Origin of the sequence: Halopseudomonas xinjiangensis (assembly GCF_900104945.1) — a bacterium.
GTDB lineage: Bacteria > Pseudomonadota > Gammaproteobacteria > Pseudomonadales > Pseudomonadaceae > Halopseudomonas > Halopseudomonas xinjiangensis.
Map to the genome: position 1 here is coordinate 2981773 of NZ_LT629736.1, position 15653 is coordinate 2997425.

The 15653-nt window shown below is 61.2% G+C and carries 15 protein-coding genes; 10 read left to right on the forward strand and 5 right to left on the reverse strand.

From position 1 onward, the window contains the following. Positions 1–10 precede the first annotated feature (10 nt). The 3 genes from BLT85_RS13975 to BLT85_RS13985 all read left to right on the forward strand — a co-directional run bounded on the left by BLT85_RS13975 (position 11) and on the right by BLT85_RS13985 (position 2990). Entirely contained in the window at positions 11–1141 is a 1131-nt protein-coding gene (locus BLT85_RS13975; protein ID WP_093395942.1) for an acyl-CoA dehydrogenase family protein, read from the forward strand. A 167-nt stretch (positions 1142–1308) separates the two neighbouring features. Next, on the forward strand, positions 1309–2058 hold the full coding sequence (locus tag BLT85_RS13980; protein ID WP_093395945.1) for an electron transfer flavoprotein subunit beta/FixA family protein: 750 nt from the start codon (positions 1309–1311) through the stop codon (positions 2056–2058). Between the two features lie 2 nt (positions 2059–2060). Beyond that, on the forward strand, positions 2061–2990 hold the full coding sequence (locus tag BLT85_RS13985) for an electron transfer flavoprotein subunit alpha/FixB family protein (RefSeq protein WP_093392282.1): 930 nt from the start codon (positions 2061–2063) through the stop codon (positions 2988–2990). Between the two features lie 187 nt (positions 2991–3177). Here BLT85_RS13985 and BLT85_RS13990 read toward each other — a convergent pair whose 3' ends face one another. After that, positions 3178–4197, reverse strand: a complete 1020-nt coding sequence (locus BLT85_RS13990; protein WP_093395948.1) for a cyclase family protein — start codon at positions 4195–4197, stop codon at positions 3178–3180. 171 nt (positions 4198–4368) lie between these two features. Here BLT85_RS13990 and trhP point away from each other — a divergent pair, with 171 nt between their 5' ends. The 3 genes from trhP (at position 4369) to BLT85_RS14005 (ending at position 7997) form a co-directional block, all read left to right on the forward strand. Further along, entirely contained in the window at positions 4369–5652 is a 1284-nt protein-coding gene (trhP, locus tag BLT85_RS13995; RefSeq protein ID WP_197673850.1) for a prephenate-dependent tRNA uridine(34) hydroxylase TrhP, read from the forward strand. A 234-nt stretch (positions 5653–5886) separates the two neighbouring features. Further along, on the forward strand, positions 5887–6684 hold the full coding sequence (locus tag BLT85_RS14000) for an undecaprenyl-diphosphate phosphatase (RefSeq protein WP_093395954.1): 798 nt from the start codon (positions 5887–5889) through the stop codon (positions 6682–6684). Positions 6685–6842: 158 nt separating this feature from the next. Next, complete coding sequence (locus tag BLT85_RS14005) at positions 6843–7997, forward strand: diguanylate cyclase (RefSeq protein WP_093395957.1); 1155 nt, start codon at positions 6843–6845, stop codon at positions 7995–7997. Here the strand turns inward: BLT85_RS14005 and BLT85_RS14010 are convergent. After that, positions 7990–9804, reverse strand: coding sequence for a putative bifunctional diguanylate cyclase/phosphodiesterase (locus tag BLT85_RS14010; RefSeq protein WP_093395960.1), 1815 nt, complete (start codon positions 9802–9804; stop codon positions 7990–7992). The two genes, BLT85_RS14005 and BLT85_RS14010, sit on opposite strands and share 8 nt — an antisense overlap. A gap of 295 nt (positions 9805–10099) precedes the next feature. On the opposite strand from BLT85_RS14010, the gene desA reads away from it, so the two are divergent. The 4 genes from desA (at position 10100) to BLT85_RS14030 (ending at position 14217) form a co-directional block, all read left to right on the forward strand. Beyond that, positions 10100–11287 carry a delta-9 fatty acid desaturase DesA gene (gene desA / locus BLT85_RS14015; RefSeq protein ID WP_093395963.1) on the forward strand — a complete coding sequence of 396 codons (1188 nt, stop codon included), beginning with the start codon at positions 10100–10102 and terminating at the stop codon, positions 11285–11287. A 174-nt stretch (positions 11288–11461) separates the two neighbouring features. Next, positions 11462–11905, forward strand: coding sequence for a DUF2231 domain-containing protein (locus BLT85_RS14020; RefSeq protein ID WP_093395966.1), 444 nt, complete (start codon positions 11462–11464; stop codon positions 11903–11905). Continuing rightward, positions 11902–13188 carry a PQQ-dependent sugar dehydrogenase gene (locus tag BLT85_RS14025; protein WP_093395969.1) on the forward strand — a complete coding sequence of 429 codons (1287 nt, stop codon included), beginning with the start codon at positions 11902–11904 and terminating at the stop codon, positions 13186–13188. Before BLT85_RS14020 ends, BLT85_RS14025 begins: the two co-directional genes overlap by 4 nt. A 135-nt stretch (positions 13189–13323) precedes the next feature. Further along, complete coding sequence (locus BLT85_RS14030; RefSeq protein ID WP_093395972.1) at positions 13324–14217, forward strand: peptidoglycan DD-metalloendopeptidase family protein; 894 nt, start codon at positions 13324–13326, stop codon at positions 14215–14217. A 71-nt stretch (positions 14218–14288) separates the two neighbouring features. Here the strand turns inward: BLT85_RS14030 and rpmG are convergent, their stop codons facing one another. The 3 genes from rpmG to radC all read right to left on the reverse strand — a co-directional run bounded on the left by rpmG (position 14289) and on the right by radC (position 15551). Continuing rightward, positions 14289–14444 carry a 50S ribosomal protein L33 gene (gene rpmG / locus BLT85_RS14035; RefSeq protein WP_003464575.1) on the reverse strand — a complete coding sequence of 52 codons (156 nt, stop codon included), beginning with the start codon at positions 14442–14444 and terminating at the stop codon, positions 14289–14291. 11 nt (positions 14445–14455) lie between these two features. Further along, a complete protein-coding gene (rpmB, locus tag BLT85_RS14040) occupies positions 14456–14692 on the reverse strand; it encodes a 50S ribosomal protein L28 (protein WP_093395975.1) in 237 nt (78 codons plus the stop codon). Between the two features lie 184 nt (positions 14693–14876). After that, complete coding sequence (gene radC / locus BLT85_RS14045) at positions 14877–15551, reverse strand: RadC family protein (protein ID WP_093395978.1); 675 nt, start codon at positions 15549–15551, stop codon at positions 14877–14879. Positions 15552–15653 lie beyond the last annotated feature (102 nt).

Genomic DNA, 15653 nt, shown 5'->3' on the forward strand with positions numbered 1-15653 from the left:
GAGACTGCCCGTGGACTTCAAACTGTCTGAAGAGCAACAGATGCTCCAGGAAACCGCGGCCCGTCTGGTTCGCGATACCTACACCTTTGACAAGCGCGAGCACGCCAGCAAGAGCGAAGCCGGCTTCTCGGTCGACTTCTGGAAGCAGATGGGCGAGCTGGGCCTGACCGCCATTCCCTTCCCGGAAGAACTCGGCGGCTTCGGCGGCAGCGGCGTGGAAAACATGCTGATTATGCAGGAGCTCGGTCGTGGAATCTGCCTCGAGCCCTACATGGAGTCGGTCATCTTCGCTGGCGGTCTGATTACCCAGCTGGGTTCCGACGCGCAGAAGGAAGAACTGCTGGCCGGCATCGCCTCGGGCGAGCTGCAGGCCACCGTAGCCCTGGAAGAGCTCAACAGCCACTACGAGCTGAACAACGTTACCACTACCGCTTCGCAGCAGGGTGACGCCTGGGTCCTGAATGGTCGCAAGGGCGTGGTCATCGGTGGTCACACCGCCGGCAAGATCATCGTCTCCGCGCGTACCGCTGGGGAAGCTCGCGACAAGGACGGCATCAGCCTGTTCATCATCGATCCGAGCAGCGAAGGCGTTCGCCGTCGCGACTACGCTACCGTTGACGGGCGCAAGGGTTGCGAGCTGTATCTCGATGGCGCCAAGGGCGAGCTGCTGGGTACCGCAGGCCAGGCCTATAACGCCATCCGCTACCAGTCCGGTCGCGCCATCGCCGCGCTGTGCGCTGAAGCCGTCGGTGCCATGCGCGAGCTGTGCGACATCACCCTGGACTATCTGAAGACCCGCAAGCAGTTCGGCGTGGTCATCGGCAAGTTCCAGGTTCTGCAGCACCGCATGGTCGACATGGTCAGCGAGCTCGAGCGCGCGACCTCCATGGCGACCCTGGCTGCATCGCTGGCCAATGACGAAGACAGCGATCTGCGCAGCGCCAAGCTGTCCGCTGCCAAGTACATGGTCAACCGTGCCGCGCGTTACGTTGCCGAACAGTCGATCCAGTTGCATGGCGGTATCGCCATGACCTGGGAATACGCCGGCGCGCATTACGCCAAGCGTCTGGTCATGATTTCGCACCAGCTCGGCGACGAGGATCATCACCTCGCAGCCTACGCTGATCAGCTGAGCGCCTGAGTCGACAACCAGCCGGAATAATGGCATCACTGCCATGCTTCCGGCTGTATTGTCAGCTTGATGGCCATTTGCACTATCGGGTGCCGGCTGCGGCCGTTATGCTATGCACCCCTTTTAATGTCATGCGCCCGCCGGGCGTCTCATAGACTTGTGGAGGACTAACGTCCATGAAAATCCTCGTCGCCGTTAAGCGCGTGGTCGATTACAACGTCAAGGTTCGCGTCAAAGCGGACAACACCGGTGTCGATCTCGCCAACGTCAAGATGTCGATGAACCCCTTCTGCGAAATCGCCGTGGAAGAGGCCGTGCGCCTGAAAGAAAAAGGCGTGGCGACTGAAATCGTCGCCGTATCGGTTGGCCCGACTGCCGCTCAGGAACAGCTGCGTACCGCGCTGGCTCTGGGTTGCGACCGCGCCATTCTGGTCGAAAGCACCGAAGAACTGAGCTCGCTGGCCGTCGCCAAGCTGCTCAAGGGTGTGGTCGACAAGGAACAGCCCCAGCTGGTCATTCTCGGCAAGCAGGCGATCGACTCTGACAACAACCAGACCGGCCAGATGCTGGCTGCGCTGTCCGGCTACGGCCAGGGTACCTTCGCCTCTGAAGTCAATGTCGATGGCGAGCGCGTCAAGGTCACCCGTGAAATCGACGGCGGCCTGCAGACCGTTGACCTGAAGCTTCCGGCCATCGTCACCACTGACCTGCGCCTGAACGAGCCGCGCTACGCTTCGTTGCCGAACATCATGAAGGCGAAGAAGAAGCCGCTGGAAACCATCAAGCCTGACGACCTGGGCGTAAGCACCAGCTCCACCGTCAAGGTTCTCAAGGTCGAGTCGCCAGCTGCACGCAAGGGCGGCATCAAGGTCAAGAGCGTCGACGAGCTGGTCGACAAACTCAAGAACGAAGCCAAGGTGATCTGAACATGACAACTCTGGTTATTGCAGAACACAACAACGCCGAGCTCATCGCCTCGACTCTGAACACAGTGGCTGCGGCCAAGGCCATCGGCGGTGACATCGAAGTGCTGGTTGCCGGTGAAGGTTGCCAGGCCGTGGCTGACGCCGCTGCCAAGATCGAAGGCGTGTCCAAGGTGCTGCTGGCTGACAACGCGGCCTACGCGCACCAGCTGCCGGAAAACATGGGCCTGCTGATTGCCGAACTCGGCAAGAACTACAGCCACATCCTGGCCAGCGCCAGCACCAACGGCAAGAACTACATGCCGCGCGTTGCTGCCCTGCTGGACGTCGATCAGATCTCCGAGATCTCCGGTGTCGACAGCGCTGATACCTTCACCCGTCCGATCTACGCCGGTAACGCCATTGCCACCGTGCAGTCCAGCGCTTCGGTCAAGGTCATCACCGTACGTTCCACCGGTTTCGACCCGGTCTCCGGCGAAGGCGGCAGCGCCAGCGTCGAGAACGTCTCCAGCGCGCAGGATGCCGGTGTCTCCAGCTTCGTTGGTGAAGAGCTGGCCAAGTCGGATCGTCCCGAGCTGGCGGGTGCCGACATCGTCATCTCCGGCGGTCGTGGCATGCAGAACGGCGAGAACTTCGAGATGCTGTACAAGCTCGCCGACAAGCTCGGCGCTGCGGTCGGTGCCTCGCGCGCCGCGGTTGACGCAGGCTTCGTACCCAACGATATGCAGGTTGGCCAGACCGGCAAAATCGTTGCACCGAACCTGTACGTCGCAGTGGGCATCTCCGGTGCCATCCAGCACCTGGCCGGCATGAAGGACTCCAAGGTGATCGTGGCGATCAACAAGGACGAAGAAGCGCCGATCTTCCAGGTAGCTGACTACGGCCTGGTAGGCGATCTGTTCGAGCTGGTCCCTGAGCTCGAAAGCAAGGTCTAAGCGGTACGTTGCAACAGGAAACCCGGCTTCGGCCGGGTTTTTTGTGCGCGGCGATGGGTAGCGCTATCTCAACACAGAGCTTCGCGCCGCCGACGATGCCGCTTTCGCGCCCAGGTGCGCTCCTACAGAAACCCTCGCATGGCCCAACAGTAGGAGCGTCTTCCTCGGCGCGATGGGGTCTGGCTGGCTAAACCAGCGCTACCGGAGAGACCGGCGACCCCACCGCACCGGGCAAACGCAGCGGGGGAGCGGTTAGCATGAAGCGGTTGCGCCCAGCAACGCGCAGGTGCTGTGCCAGCTCGGTGAGATACCACAGCTCACCTAAGTGGATGCCCAGCTTGAACAGGCAATGCTCGTGCAAAGGCAGCGCTGCGCAGCAGCCGCTTGCCTGGCGCGCCGGATAGGCTTCCACCGCATAATTGTCGGCAATCAGTACGCTCAGCCCGCTGTCGGTCACCCACTGCAATAATGCTGGGTCGCGCCCGTCGAGCACCGCACAGCTGTTTTCCAGCGTGTGCGCGTCAGGCTCTCGATTCATCTCCAGCACCACATCCGCGAAACCGGTATACAAGCACACCATGTCGCCCGGCTCGACCACCACGCCATCGGCTTGCATGATCTGCTTAAGCTGCTCGAAGCCTACCAGCACGCGCTCCCGACCGATGTGCCGCTCCAGGTCGATCAGCACCGCCCGCCCGCTCACCGCAGTCTCGGCCATCTTCTCTATGCCGAGGCGTTCGGCACGGACGCCTTCCAGGGCGTCCTCATGCCCTTCCGGACCGAGGACATCGACGCCGGCGCGCCAGCCGTTGTAGTAGAGCGGCTCAGGCTTGCCGTCGCCGTCAGCATCGAACATGCCGCCGACGTGCGCCAGTGCATCCCACTGCGTCGAGTACTGGGTATACAGCAGCACCGCGTCGTCACAGACCACATCGGTGAAATCCGGATTCACCTGATGCAGCGGAAAGTTGTAATTGACCTTGCCTGCCCGGCCCGAGGTGAAGCGTCTCGGCGGGTGGCGAAAGCGATTCAGCGCGTTTCCGCCGGGAAAGTCGAGCGGCAGGCTCAGGCAGAAACTGCGCCCGTCCCGCACTTCAGCGACGCCCTGCAGGACCTTTTCGGGGGTAAGCAGATTGAGGCGGCCGAGTTCGTCGTCCGGGCCGAAGTCGCCCCAGTTGGACCCATCCGGGCGGTTTTTCCAGCGCATGGTATGTCTCCGCTTGTCGTTATTGTTCAGCCAAAGATGCCATGCCCTGACGCACCGGTCATGTCGATCAATGGCCGTGTTGACCGACCATAGGCATGACTTCGATCAATAAACCCATCGTCCCCGAAGGTTACCCTGCGCGCCTCTTGTCTTGTAAACAGGATGATCAACATGCCTCATACGCCCGAACTGCTGGCTCCTGCCGGCACCCTCAAGGCCATGCGCTATGCCTTCGCCTACGGCGCTGACGCCGTCTACGCCGGCCAGCCGCGCTACAGTCTGCGCGTTCGCGAGAACGATTTTCACGACCCGGAGGTGCTCGCCGAGGGCATCAGAGAAGCGCAGGCGCTGGGCAAGCGCTTCTATCTGGCAAGCAACATTGCTGCACACAACAGCAAGGTGGCCACCTATCTGGGAGATCTCGAGCCGGTGGTGGCGATGGGGCCGGATGCGCTGATCATGTCGGATCCCGGCTTGATCATGATGGTGCGCGAGCGCTGGCCCGACCTTGCGGTACATCTTTCGGTACAGGCCAATGCGGTGAACTGGGCGACGGTGAAGTTCTGGCAGCAACAGGGGCTGGAGCGGGTCATCCTGTCCCGCGAGCTGTCGCTGGACGAAGTCGAAGAGATCCGGCGCCGGTGCCCGGACATCGGCCTGGAGGTGTTCGTGCACGGCGCCCTGTGCATCGCCTATTCCGGACGCTGTCTGTTATCCGGCTACTTCAACCATCGCGACGCCAACCAGGGTGCCTGTACCAACGCGTGCCGCTGGAAATACGACGTGCAGCCTGCCGAACAGACCGCTGAAGGCAATGTTCAGCCCATCGCTCAACCACTGCATGTGATTCGCCAATCCGACAAGCCGGACGAGTACATGGCGATGGAGGAAGACGAGCACGGCACCTACATCATGAATTCCAAGGATCTGCGGGCGGTGCAACATGTCGAGCGGTTCGTGAAGATGGGCATTGACTCGCTGAAGATCGAAGGCCGGACCAAGTCGCATTTCTACGTGGCGCGCACCGTCCAGGTGTATCGCCATGCGATCGACGACGCCGTCGCCGGGTTGCCGTTCGACCTCGGCCTGATGGACGATCTGGAAAGTCTGTCCAACCGCGGTTACACCGAAGGTTTCTACCGCCGACATCCGCCCGGGGTGTGCCAGAACTACGAACACGGCGCATCGCGCATGGAGCGCCATCAATTCGTTGGCGAAGTCATGTACGACGCCGACGGCTGGCTGACCATCGAAGTAAAAAACCGCTTCCAGCGCGGCGATCAGCTTGAGCTGATGACCCCGAGCGGCAACTACAGTTTTGTCCTCGACTCGCTGACCGACCGCCACGGGCAAGCGATCAATGTCGCGCCGGGGACCGGCCATCGCGTGCGCATTCCCCGTCCCGCAGCGGTGCGCACGGAGCTGGGCCTGTTGTTGCGCTATCTGGCCGAGTAGCACCGCTCCGATTCAAACGTTTCGGGCCTGCCTTGGCACCACGCCTTCTTAGAACACCCAATCTCAGGAGGCTTTCGCAACAAATCACGACCATTGCCACCACCATGGAATTTTTCGCGCTGGACACTGCCTTAGTTTGCGGCTCGGCCGGTTCGATCGGCCGCGTTGTCGGACTCGCTCTACGAGACGGGTCATGGTTTACTTGCCGCACTTTTTTACGGAGAAGGCGTTTCTATGGATTGGCTGCAGGTAGTCATTCTTGCCGTAGTGCAAGGACTGACCGAGTTCCTCCCGATTTCCAGCTCTGCGCATCTGATTCTCGTCCCCATTCTAGGCGGCGACCCCGACCAGGGGCTGGCTTTCGATGTGGCATTGCATCTGGGCAGCCTCGCTGCCGTACTGCTGTATTTCCGCACCGACATCGGCAACATGGCCCGCAGCTGGACTCGCTCGCTGACGACCCGGCAGCTCGATGCGGATGCGCGCCTTGCCTGGGGGGTGATTCTCGGAACCATCCCGGTGGGGCTGGTTGGATTACTGCTTCAGGATTTCATCGAGACGGAGCTGCGGTCGCCGATCTGGATCGCCTGGGGCCTGATCATTTTCGGCCTGCTCCTCGGCTGGGTGGACTGGCGCTATCGTGGCCAGCGTAGCGAGCACCAGATCAACTGGAAGGACGTGTTCTGGATCGGCTGCGCCCAGGCGCTGGCTCTGTTTCCCGGCGTCTCCCGCTCGGGAATTACCATGACCGCCGGTCTCATGGTCGGTCTGAACCGTGAGGGCGCTTCGCGCTTCTCCTTCCTGCTGTCGATCCCAGTCACCGTCCTGGCCTGCCTGCTCAAGACCTATGATCTGGTCCGCGCCGATACTCAGGTCGAATGGGCACCCATGGCACTCGGCGTGGTGCTCTCCGCTATCAGCGCCTACCTGTGCATCCACTACTTCCTCGCCTTCATCAAGCGCATCGGCATGCAGCCGTTCGTGATCTACCGGGTGGTGCTGGGCGTCGTGCTGCTCTGGATTTTCCTCTGATCCATCATCTCCCGCCCGATCCGGGGCGGGAATTCAATCGCTCACAAGCATGACTTCGGTCAACATCGACCGGATGATGGCGTGCTCCAATACTGGCTTTTAGATGGAACCCGCTTACCCGGCGGGTCAACCGACAATAACCAGATGACGCCGCCCCTATGCTCTCGTTGCTCGACCTGCTGCGTAATCGTCTCGCCAGCCTGTTACCCAGCGAACTGAAGACGACAGAACTGCACCGCCTGCTTTCCCCGCATCACCATGCCTTGCTGTTGACCCAGCGTCGGGCGACCATGATCGTCAACCGCGTGCGGCTGTTCGCCTTTCTCTTCGCCGTGCTCACGCCAGCGTGGAGCATCGTTGACTGGATGGTGTTCCCTTTCGAGCTATGGCTGCACCTGGCACTGCAGCGCCTACTGGTCTGCCTGGCTTTCGCCGGCGTGTTGCTGTTCTACCGGCCCAGCGGCCAGCTGTTCGATGCCTACCGGGCGATCGGGATTCTGTTCGCCATTCCGACGGTGTTCTACATCACTTCGCATTACCTGCTCGGCAGCTATCAGCTCACCCAGTTTTCCGCTGCGGTTGGCGCTGGCTATGCGTTTCTGCCCTTCGTGCTCATGGCCGGGCTGGCGATCTTTCCACTGACGTTCGTCGAGAACCTGATTCTGGCCCTGGTACTGCTCATGGCGCAGGCGTTGGCCGGTTACCTGAGCTGGACCACACTGAATTGGCCGTCCTTTGCCGGCGCCTTCTGGCTGTTGATGCTCATTGCCGGGGTCACCGGTCTGGCCTGCATGAGCCAACTGGCCTTCATGATCGCTCTGGTGCGACAGGCCATTCGCGACCCCTTGACCGGTGTGTTTTCGCGCGGCAGCGGCGAGGAAATCCTGCGGCTGCAGTGGGATGCATCGGAACGGCACAACAGCGCGTTGTCGGTAGCCTTCATCGATCTGGATCATTTCAAGCGCATCAATGACACGTTCGGCCACGACGCTGGCGACCGTGTACTGGTTCAGGCGAGCCGCAACATGCTCGACAGCCTGCGCAGCTCGGACAGCCTCGTGCGCTGGGGCGGCGAAGAATTCCTCCTGATCATGCCCGACACGGACATGACTCAAGCTCGACGGGCGCTGGAGCGCCTGATGCAGCATGGCTGGGGGAGTCGTCCCGATGGCAGCAGACTGACCGCCAGCATCGGCCTGGCCGAACGCTGTTACGACCGCAGCGCATCGCCCCGCGACCTGCTGGAAGCGGCCGATCGGCGGATGTATCAGGCCAAGCAGGCTGGGCGTGACCGGCTGGGTCTGATCAGCTAACCGGCAGCTGCGCCTGATACCAACAGACGAAGTGCTCGGCTGGCATGGGCCGGGCGAATAGATAGCCCTGGCCGTGATGACATCCTTCGCTCTGCAGGAAGCACCGCTGCGCCGCCGTCTCGATGCCCTCGGCCAGCACCTCCAGCCCCAGGTTGCGTCCCAGGTCGACTACGGTTCGCACCAGCTGGCATTCACCAGTGTCCTCCGGAACGCCGACCAGAAAGCTCTTGTCGATCTTCAGCTTGTCCAGCGGGAATCGGCGTAGATAGGCCAACGAGGAGTAGCCGGTGCCGAAGTCGTCCACGGCAATGCGCACGCCCAGCTGTTTCAAGGCATGCAGTGTATGGCCCGCCTGGTCGATATGACTCATCAGCGCTCCTTCGGTAATCTCCAGCTCCAGTCGCGAGGGGGGCAGGCCTGTCGACTGCAGCGCCCCGGCTACCAGGCGCACGATGTCCTGATGCATGAACTGAATCGGTGAGATATTGACTGCGAGGGTTTGTACATTCATGCCCGCGTCCAGCCACAGCTTTCCCTGGCGACAGGCCTGATGAAGCACCCAGCTACCGATCGGCACGATCAGACCACTGTCCTCGGCCAGCGGAACGAAGGTCCCCGGGGCGACCTGGCCGTGGCGATGGCTATTCCAGCGTAGCAGCGCTTCGGCGCCCAGGCACCGGCCCGTATCCAGCTCCATCAGCGGTTGATAATGCAGACTGAGCTCTTCCATGGCCATCGCCTCGCGCAACGCCCGTTCCAGCTCGAAACGCTCCCGAGCCTTTTCCGTCAGCGCCGGTACGTAGTGGCTGAAGGTGTTGCGACCCTTGGACTTGGCCCGGTACATGGCCGCGTCAGCATTGCGTATCAGCTCGGTGGTGGCCTCGCCGTCGCCGGGATAGATGGCGATACCGATGCTCGCCCCAACATAGACTTCGCGGCTGTCTTCGAGCATCAGCGGACGTTCGAGCAGTGCCAACAGATGGGCAGCAATCTGATCAGCCAGGTCCGCGGACGGAAGCTGCTCGAGAATCAGCAGAAACTCGTCGCCACCCAGGCGGGACAAGGTGTCCTCCTCCCGACAGCGGGCACGCAGACGATCGGCCACCGCGCGCAGAACGGCATCGCCGATGCCGTGGCCATGACTGTCGTTGATGGTCTTGAAGCGATCCAGATCGATGAACAGCACGGCGAGATAACCGCCATGCCGGATGACTCTGCCGCGGGCATGGTCAAGCCGGTCCCGCGCCAGGACTCTGTTCGGCAGGCCGGTCAACACATCGTAATGAGCCATGCGCTGCAACTGTCGCTGGTAATGATCGACGAAACGTATCAGCATCTGCGAGCCGATCAGCACGATCGACATCAACAGAAAAACTGCCATGGCATAGACCGGCGCGCGCTCGGTGAAAATCTGCTGGAAGGTCTTGCCATCGACCAGCACGGCTCTGACTGCCGCTCCGGCCCCCCTGGTCACCCAGGCGCCTATCGGTCGATCGCCGCCGAGCAACGCCGGAGAAGACAGGGGTACCCAGCGCGAATCCGGCCCGGCTGCCTCGAACAGTGTGCGCAACACCTGCTCGCTCTCGCGCTGCTGCAACAGCCGCGGCTGTAGCGGCCCCTCGACCGCAGCGGTATCGCTTTCATGCCACAACTGCAGCATGTTCAAAGCCTGGTCCTGCCGGGTCTGGTTGACGCTCCGTTGTTCCAACAGCATCGCAACCAATACGAGCACCAGAGTACTCAGGAAAGCCACTCCATTGACCGCCCAGAATTTGTAACGCAGGGGCAAACACTGAAGGGCTTGCATCGGCGACTCCGTCAACTGGAAAGGCGGCCATTGTAGCCACCACCCCAGGCGCGATCTTGACCTCGGTCAAGCAAAGCTCAGTCGCTTCGCGGGCACCCATCCGGCCAAAAAAAAAAGACAGGCTGCTGCCTGTCGAGACGAGCTCGATAGCCGCTGCGCTTTGAAGCATCCAGTAGCAATATGCAGCGGCTACGACCATGGTCTCGACTTGCGGTCATGTCCTTGTGGCATCTATTACTACATAATCAATTGTACGGGATTGTCTCCCGCATCTTTTGAGAGGTACTCGAACTCTATGTGGTACAACGGTTTGCTCGATCTCAACGCCTGGCAGATTCTGGCGGTGACGCTTGTTCTGACGCATATCACCATCGTCAGCGTGACGGTATACCTGCACCGGTATTCCGCACACCGCTCGCTGGAGCTACACCCGGCGCTGAAACACTTTTTCCGCTTCTGGCTGTGGCTGACCACGGCGATGAATACCCGTGAGTGGACGGCTATCCACCGCAAGCACCACGCAAAATGCGAGACACCGGAAGATCCCCACAGCCCGGTACACAAGGGTCTGGTGACCGTTCTGCGCCGCGGTGCCGAGCTGTACAAGGAAGAAGCCGAGAACGAGGAAACCCTGCGCATCTACGGCAAGAACTGCCCGGACGACTGGCTCGAGCGCAACGTCTACAGCCGCTATCGTAATGGCGGTGTCATCATCATGCTGGCGGTCGATCTGGCTCTGTTCGGCGTCATCGGTCTGACCGTCTGGGCAGTGCAGATGATGTGGATCCCGGTTACCGCAGCGGGCATCATCAACGGGCTCGGCCACGCCGTCGGCTACCGCAACTTCGAGTGCAAGGACGCGGCAACCAACGTTTCGCCCTGGGGCATCATCATCGGCGGCGAAGAGCTGCACAACAATCATCACACCTACCCGAACTCGGCCAAACTGTCGGTGAAGAAGTGGGAGTTCGACATTGGCTGGATGTATATCCGCCTGTTCAGCATGCTCGGTCTGGCCAAGGTGCGCCGCACCGCGCCAATCGCTCACCGGGTCGATGGCAAGCAGACGCTCGACGTGGACACTGCGATGGCAGTCGTCAACAACCGGTTCCAGATCATGGCCCAGTATCGCAACATGGTGATCAAGCCACTGGTCCGCCAGGAGCTGCAACGTGTCGACGATTCGGTACGTCATGTGTTCCGCCGCGCCAAGCGCCTGCTGAGCCGCGAGCCGAGCCTGCTGGAGCCCAGTCAGAAAGAGGATGTGCAGACCGTGCTCACACACAGCCAGTCACTACGCGTGATTTACGAGAAGCGCCTGGCCCTACAACAGATCTGGGGTCGCACCAGCGCCAACAGCCAGGACATGCTCCAAGCCCTGCGTGACTGGTGTGCCCAGGCCGAAGCCAGTGGCATCAAGGCCCTGCAGGACTTCGCAGCGGTGCTGCGCAGCTATTCCCTCCAGCCGCAAGCGGCGTCCTGACCAAAACCTTTCATCAGCCAGCCACGCGGCCCGTCAGATACTGACGGCGCCGCCGCCCCGGCCTGCGTGGCGGAGTGAACTATACTCTGACGGTACGATCTCCTTGTAAGTACACCCAGAGCGAGCCACGCGGACCCGTGCATCCTCACAGGTCGCCAGATCTGGCTTGCCGCCATGAGGAACCCGCCCGTGACCGCCACAACGCACCATACTTACCGACACGCACCCCACCCGTTGCACGCAATACTGCTTGCCGGAACAGTCCCGCTGTTTTTCGGCGCGCTGTTGAGCGACATCGCCTACTTCCGCACCTACCAGATTCAGTGGAGCAACTTCTCCTCCTGGCTGATCGTTGGTGGGCTGGTTTTTTGCGGTTTCGCGCTGTTATTCGCGCTGGCCAACCTGATCCGGGCACATTACCAAAAAGGCCGAGCCATGGTGTATTTCCTGGTTCTTCTGGCAGCCTGGATACTGGGCTTCATCAACTCTCTGGAGCATGCCAAGGATGCATGGGCAACCATGCCTGTGGGGTTGATCCTGTCGGCTATCGTCTCTGTGCTGGTATTGGTGGCAGCCTGGATTGGGCTTAGCGACCTGGGTGACGGAGGTGACATATGAGATATTCAAAAACAGTATCCGTTCTGGGCGCGGCGCTGCTGCTGAGCGCATGCGGTGAGGACCAGAACCCCGTATCGGACGGACCAAACCCTGCGTTGCCGGAACCGGAGCGCGGATTGCTGCCCAGCATGGAGATTGCCGAGCCCATCCCGTGGGGCGACCAGAAGCCGACCGTACCGGCGAACTACACGGTCACCGCGATAGCCAGAGACCTGAAAATACCGCGCCAGACCATTATCCTGCCCAACGGCGACATCCTCGTGGCCGAAGGTCGGGGCGGCAACGCACCCAAGCTCAAGCCCAAGGACGTCATCGCCGGCTACATCAAGGCAAAGGGCACCACCTCGGTGGAGAGCGGCAACCGCCTGACCCTGCTGCGTGACGAAGACGGTGATGGCAATTACGAAACGCAGACGGTATTCGCCGAGAACCTCAACGCCCCGTACGGCCTGGCTCTGATTGACGACGATCTGTACGTGGCGAACCAGGACGCGCTGGTACGCTTCGATTATCAGGAAGGGCAGACCCAGGCTAGCGGACCGCCGGAGAAGATCATCGATCTGCCCTCGCAGATCAACCATCATTGGACCAAGGCGATGACCGCCAGCGCCGACGGCCGCTATCTCTACATTGGCATCGGCTCCAACAGCAACACTGCCGAGCGCGGGATGGACGCCGAGGTCGACCGTGCCGTGGTCTGGCAGGTCAACACCGAGACCGGTGCCTACAAGCCTTACGCGACCGGCCTGCGCAACCCGACGGCACTCACCATCCATCCGGATACCGAGCAGCTTTGGGCAGTAGTGAACGAGCGCGACGAACTCGGGCCGAATCTGGTTCCGGACTATCTGACGTCGGTACAGGAAGGCGGCTTTTACGGCTGGCCCTATAGCTACTGGGGCCAGAACGTCGACCCGCGGGTACGCCCGCAGGATGAGGAGAAGGTCGCCAGCGCGATCGTTCCGGATTATGCCCTCGGCTCCCACGTGGCTGCCCTCGGTGTCGACTTCTCCGAGCCGGCGATGGGTAACGACTTCGCCGAAGGCGTGTTCGTCGGCGAGCATGGAAGCTGGAATCGTGATGACCCATCGGGTTACAAGGTTGTCTTCGTCCCGTTTCGCGACGGTCGACCTGCCGGCGATCCGATCGACTTCGTCACCGACTTTCGCACAGACGAAGGCACGCGGGGGCGGCCGGTCGGTGTGACGGTAGATCCCCGCGGCGCTCTGATCGTTGCCGACGACCTGGCCAACGTGATCTGGCGAGTAACCCGCACACAGTAACCGGCCAGCGGTAGAAGCCGACAGCCGGCGCTACCGTTCGACCGCAACTGTGCGGTAATGCCTGTGGCGCGGGTCGCTTTAACCCGCGCCACAGTTTATTCTTGGCGCTCATCAACCCTTCACGGTTTGCAACGGATGCGCGCTTTCCTTCTGGCTAGTGCCCTGCTTCTGGCCAGCCCCGCCCTGATAGCTTCGACCATCTACAAGTACACCGACGCCAACGGTGTGGTGACCTATACCGACCGCAAGGTGCTCGGCGCCAAGGTGATCGTGTTTCAGGACGCTATGGTGGAAAATACCGATGCGCAGGTCTACGTCACTACCCGCAAGCATGCCGGTGGTGAGACGCTGATCGTTCACAATGACCTGTACGCCCCGGTCGAGATAGAACTGAAGATCGAAGCCGCGCGCAACATGAGAGGCGTACCAGCCAAGCCGATCCGTTGGGTGCTGTCACCTCGGCAGAACATGCGGCTACTTACCCTGGTACCTGATGGCCAGGGCGACTCCACCTATCGCTACAAACTGCGTTATGCGCTGGGCGATCCGCGCGCACGGCACGCGGCGTCACAGTACCCGCTGCCCTGGCGCGGCGGGCCGTTCCGGATAACCCAGGGTCCCGGCGGAAAGTACAGCCATACCGGTGCCAAGGGCCGCTACGCGATCGATATCGCCATGCCTGTCGGCACGCCGATTCTGGCTTCGCGTCCGGGCGTCGTGGTGAAGACCGAGAACCAGCAGAGCGGCCGCGGCAACAATCCTTCAGGCAATTTCGTGCGCGTCCTGCACGACGACGGCACCATGGGCGTGTATCTGCACCTCAAGCAGGGCTCGGTCGCCGTTCGCGAGGGCCAGCGCGTCGAGGCCGGCAGCATGCTGGCGTTATCCGGCAATACCGGCAACAGTACAGGCCCCCATTTGCATTTCGTTGTGCAGCAGAACGTTGGCCTGGACACCGTATCGATTCCCTTCGAGTTCGCCCAGCCGGTAGACCGTCTTCCTAATTTTGCAGTCGGCGGCGATCGCTGAAACGCGTAGCCCCGCTCAGCGCAGACAATAAAAAACCCGCACAAGGCGGGTTTTTTATTGGGAGCAAGACCTTATTTGATCTTGGCTTCCTTGTACATCACGTGCTTGCGAACAACCGGATCAAATTTCTTGATTTCGATCTTGTCCGGGGTGGTGCGCTTGTTCTTGTCGGTAGTGTAGAAGTGACCAGTACCGGCAGAAGATACCAAACGAATCAATTCACGCATGGTTCTGCTCCTTAAACTTTTTCGCCGCGGGCGCGCAGCTCGGCCAGCACTACTTCGATGCCGCGCTTGTCGATGATGCGCATGCCCTTGGCAGAGGTGCGCAGACGTACGAAGCGCTTTTCCGACTCAACCCAGAAGCGATGGTGCTGCAGGTTAGGCAGAAAACGACGCTTGGTTCTGTTGTTAGCGTGGGAAACATTGTTCCCAGTCACCGGACCCTTGCCGGTCACTTGACATACTCGAGACATGGTTAACCCTCTCCAACCACTTGCCCAACCCGAACTGGTTGGAAGCCATAAAAGAATCTGTTGTCCAGCCGGGGCGATGGAAACAAGCGCTACCTTGCAGCGCCAAAATATGGCGAAGCGGGCGCAGCCCCGAGAAGAGCGGAGCTTTATACCAAAACCCGCCCCGACAGGCAATGCTTTTCCATCACAGCAATCCCCTTTCGGCGAAGGATACCGGCTCGCCGTCTCCAACAACCAGATGATCCAGCACCCGTATATCCACTGTCGCCAGCGATTCACGCAGGCGTCTGGTAAGCATCAGGTCCGCCTGGCTCGGCTCGGCGACGCCCGACGGATGGTTATGCGTGAGGATGAGCGCAGCGGCGTTCAAAGCCAACGCCCGCTTGACCACTTCCCGCGGATACACGCTGGCGCTGTCCAGCGTGCCGCGAAACAACTCTTCAAAAGCGATCACCCGGTGCTGGTTATCCAGGAACAGGCAGGCGAACACCTCGTGCGGCAAGCTCATCAACCGGCTGCGCAGATACGTGCGCACCGCGCCGGGGGACGTCAATGCATCGCCTCGCTGCAGGTCTTCGTATAGATGGCGCCGCGCCATTTCCATCACTGCCTGCAATTGCACGAACTTTGCCGGGCCGAGACCGGCGTGCCGGCAAAACTGAGTGAGGTCGGCCTGCACCAGCGCGCGAAGGCTGCCGAAACCGGCGAGCAGATCCCGCGCCAGATCCACGGCACTGCGCCCGGGCACGCCGGTACGCAGAAAAATCGCCAGCAATTCGGCATCGGACAGAGCGGCGGCGCCCTGCTTCAGGAGTTTTTCACGGGGCCGCTCGGCTAGTGGCCAGTCGGTGATCGGCATGGGCAGAATCCTTGCAAATGCCGGCACGTACTTCCTGTTCGTGCCTGTGTGCGGAGCGCCGAGTATAGGCCGGCGGACCGCTCGGGTCGACCCTCTGAAAGC

Excerpts from the sequence above, each read along its gene's own strand:
- BLT85_RS13980 (WP_093395945.1), top strand. The coding sequence starts at position 1,309 with ATGAAAATCCTCGTCGCCGTTAAGCGCGTGGTCGATTACAACGTCAAG.
- BLT85_RS13985 (WP_093392282.1), top strand. The coding sequence starts at position 2,061 with ATGACAACTCTGGTTATTGCAGAACACAACAACGCCGAGCTCATCGCC.
- BLT85_RS13990 (WP_093395948.1), bottom strand. The coding sequence starts at position 4,197 with ATGCGCTGGAAAAACCGCCCGGATGGGTCCAACTGGGGCGACTTCGGC.
- trhP (WP_197673850.1), top strand. The coding sequence starts at position 4,369 with ATGCCTCATACGCCCGAACTGCTGGCTCCTGCCGGCACCCTCAAGGCC.
- BLT85_RS14000 (WP_093395954.1), top strand. The coding sequence starts at position 5,887 with ATGGATTGGCTGCAGGTAGTCATTCTTGCCGTAGTGCAAGGACTGACC.
- BLT85_RS14005 (WP_093395957.1), top strand. The coding sequence starts at position 6,843 with ATGCTCTCGTTGCTCGACCTGCTGCGTAATCGTCTCGCCAGCCTGTTA.
- BLT85_RS14010 (WP_093395960.1), bottom strand. The coding sequence starts at position 9,804 with ATGCAAGCCCTTCAGTGTTTGCCCCTGCGTTACAAATTCTGGGCGGTC.
- desA (WP_093395963.1), top strand. The coding sequence starts at position 10,100 with ATGTGGTACAACGGTTTGCTCGATCTCAACGCCTGGCAGATTCTGGCG.
- BLT85_RS14020 (WP_093395966.1), top strand. The coding sequence starts at position 11,462 with ATGAGGAACCCGCCCGTGACCGCCACAACGCACCATACTTACCGACAC.
- BLT85_RS14025 (WP_093395969.1), top strand. The coding sequence starts at position 11,902 with ATGAGATATTCAAAAACAGTATCCGTTCTGGGCGCGGCGCTGCTGCTG.
- BLT85_RS14030 (WP_093395972.1), top strand. The coding sequence starts at position 13,324 with ATGCGCGCTTTCCTTCTGGCTAGTGCCCTGCTTCTGGCCAGCCCCGCC.
- rpmG (WP_003464575.1), bottom strand. The coding sequence starts at position 14,444 with ATGCGTGAATTGATTCGTTTGGTATCTTCTGCCGGTACTGGTCACTTC.
- rpmB (WP_093395975.1), bottom strand. The coding sequence starts at position 14,692 with ATGTCTCGAGTATGTCAAGTGACCGGCAAGGGTCCGGTGACTGGGAAC.
- radC (WP_093395978.1), bottom strand. The coding sequence starts at position 15,551 with ATGCCGATCACCGACTGGCCACTAGCCGAGCGGCCCCGTGAAAAACTC.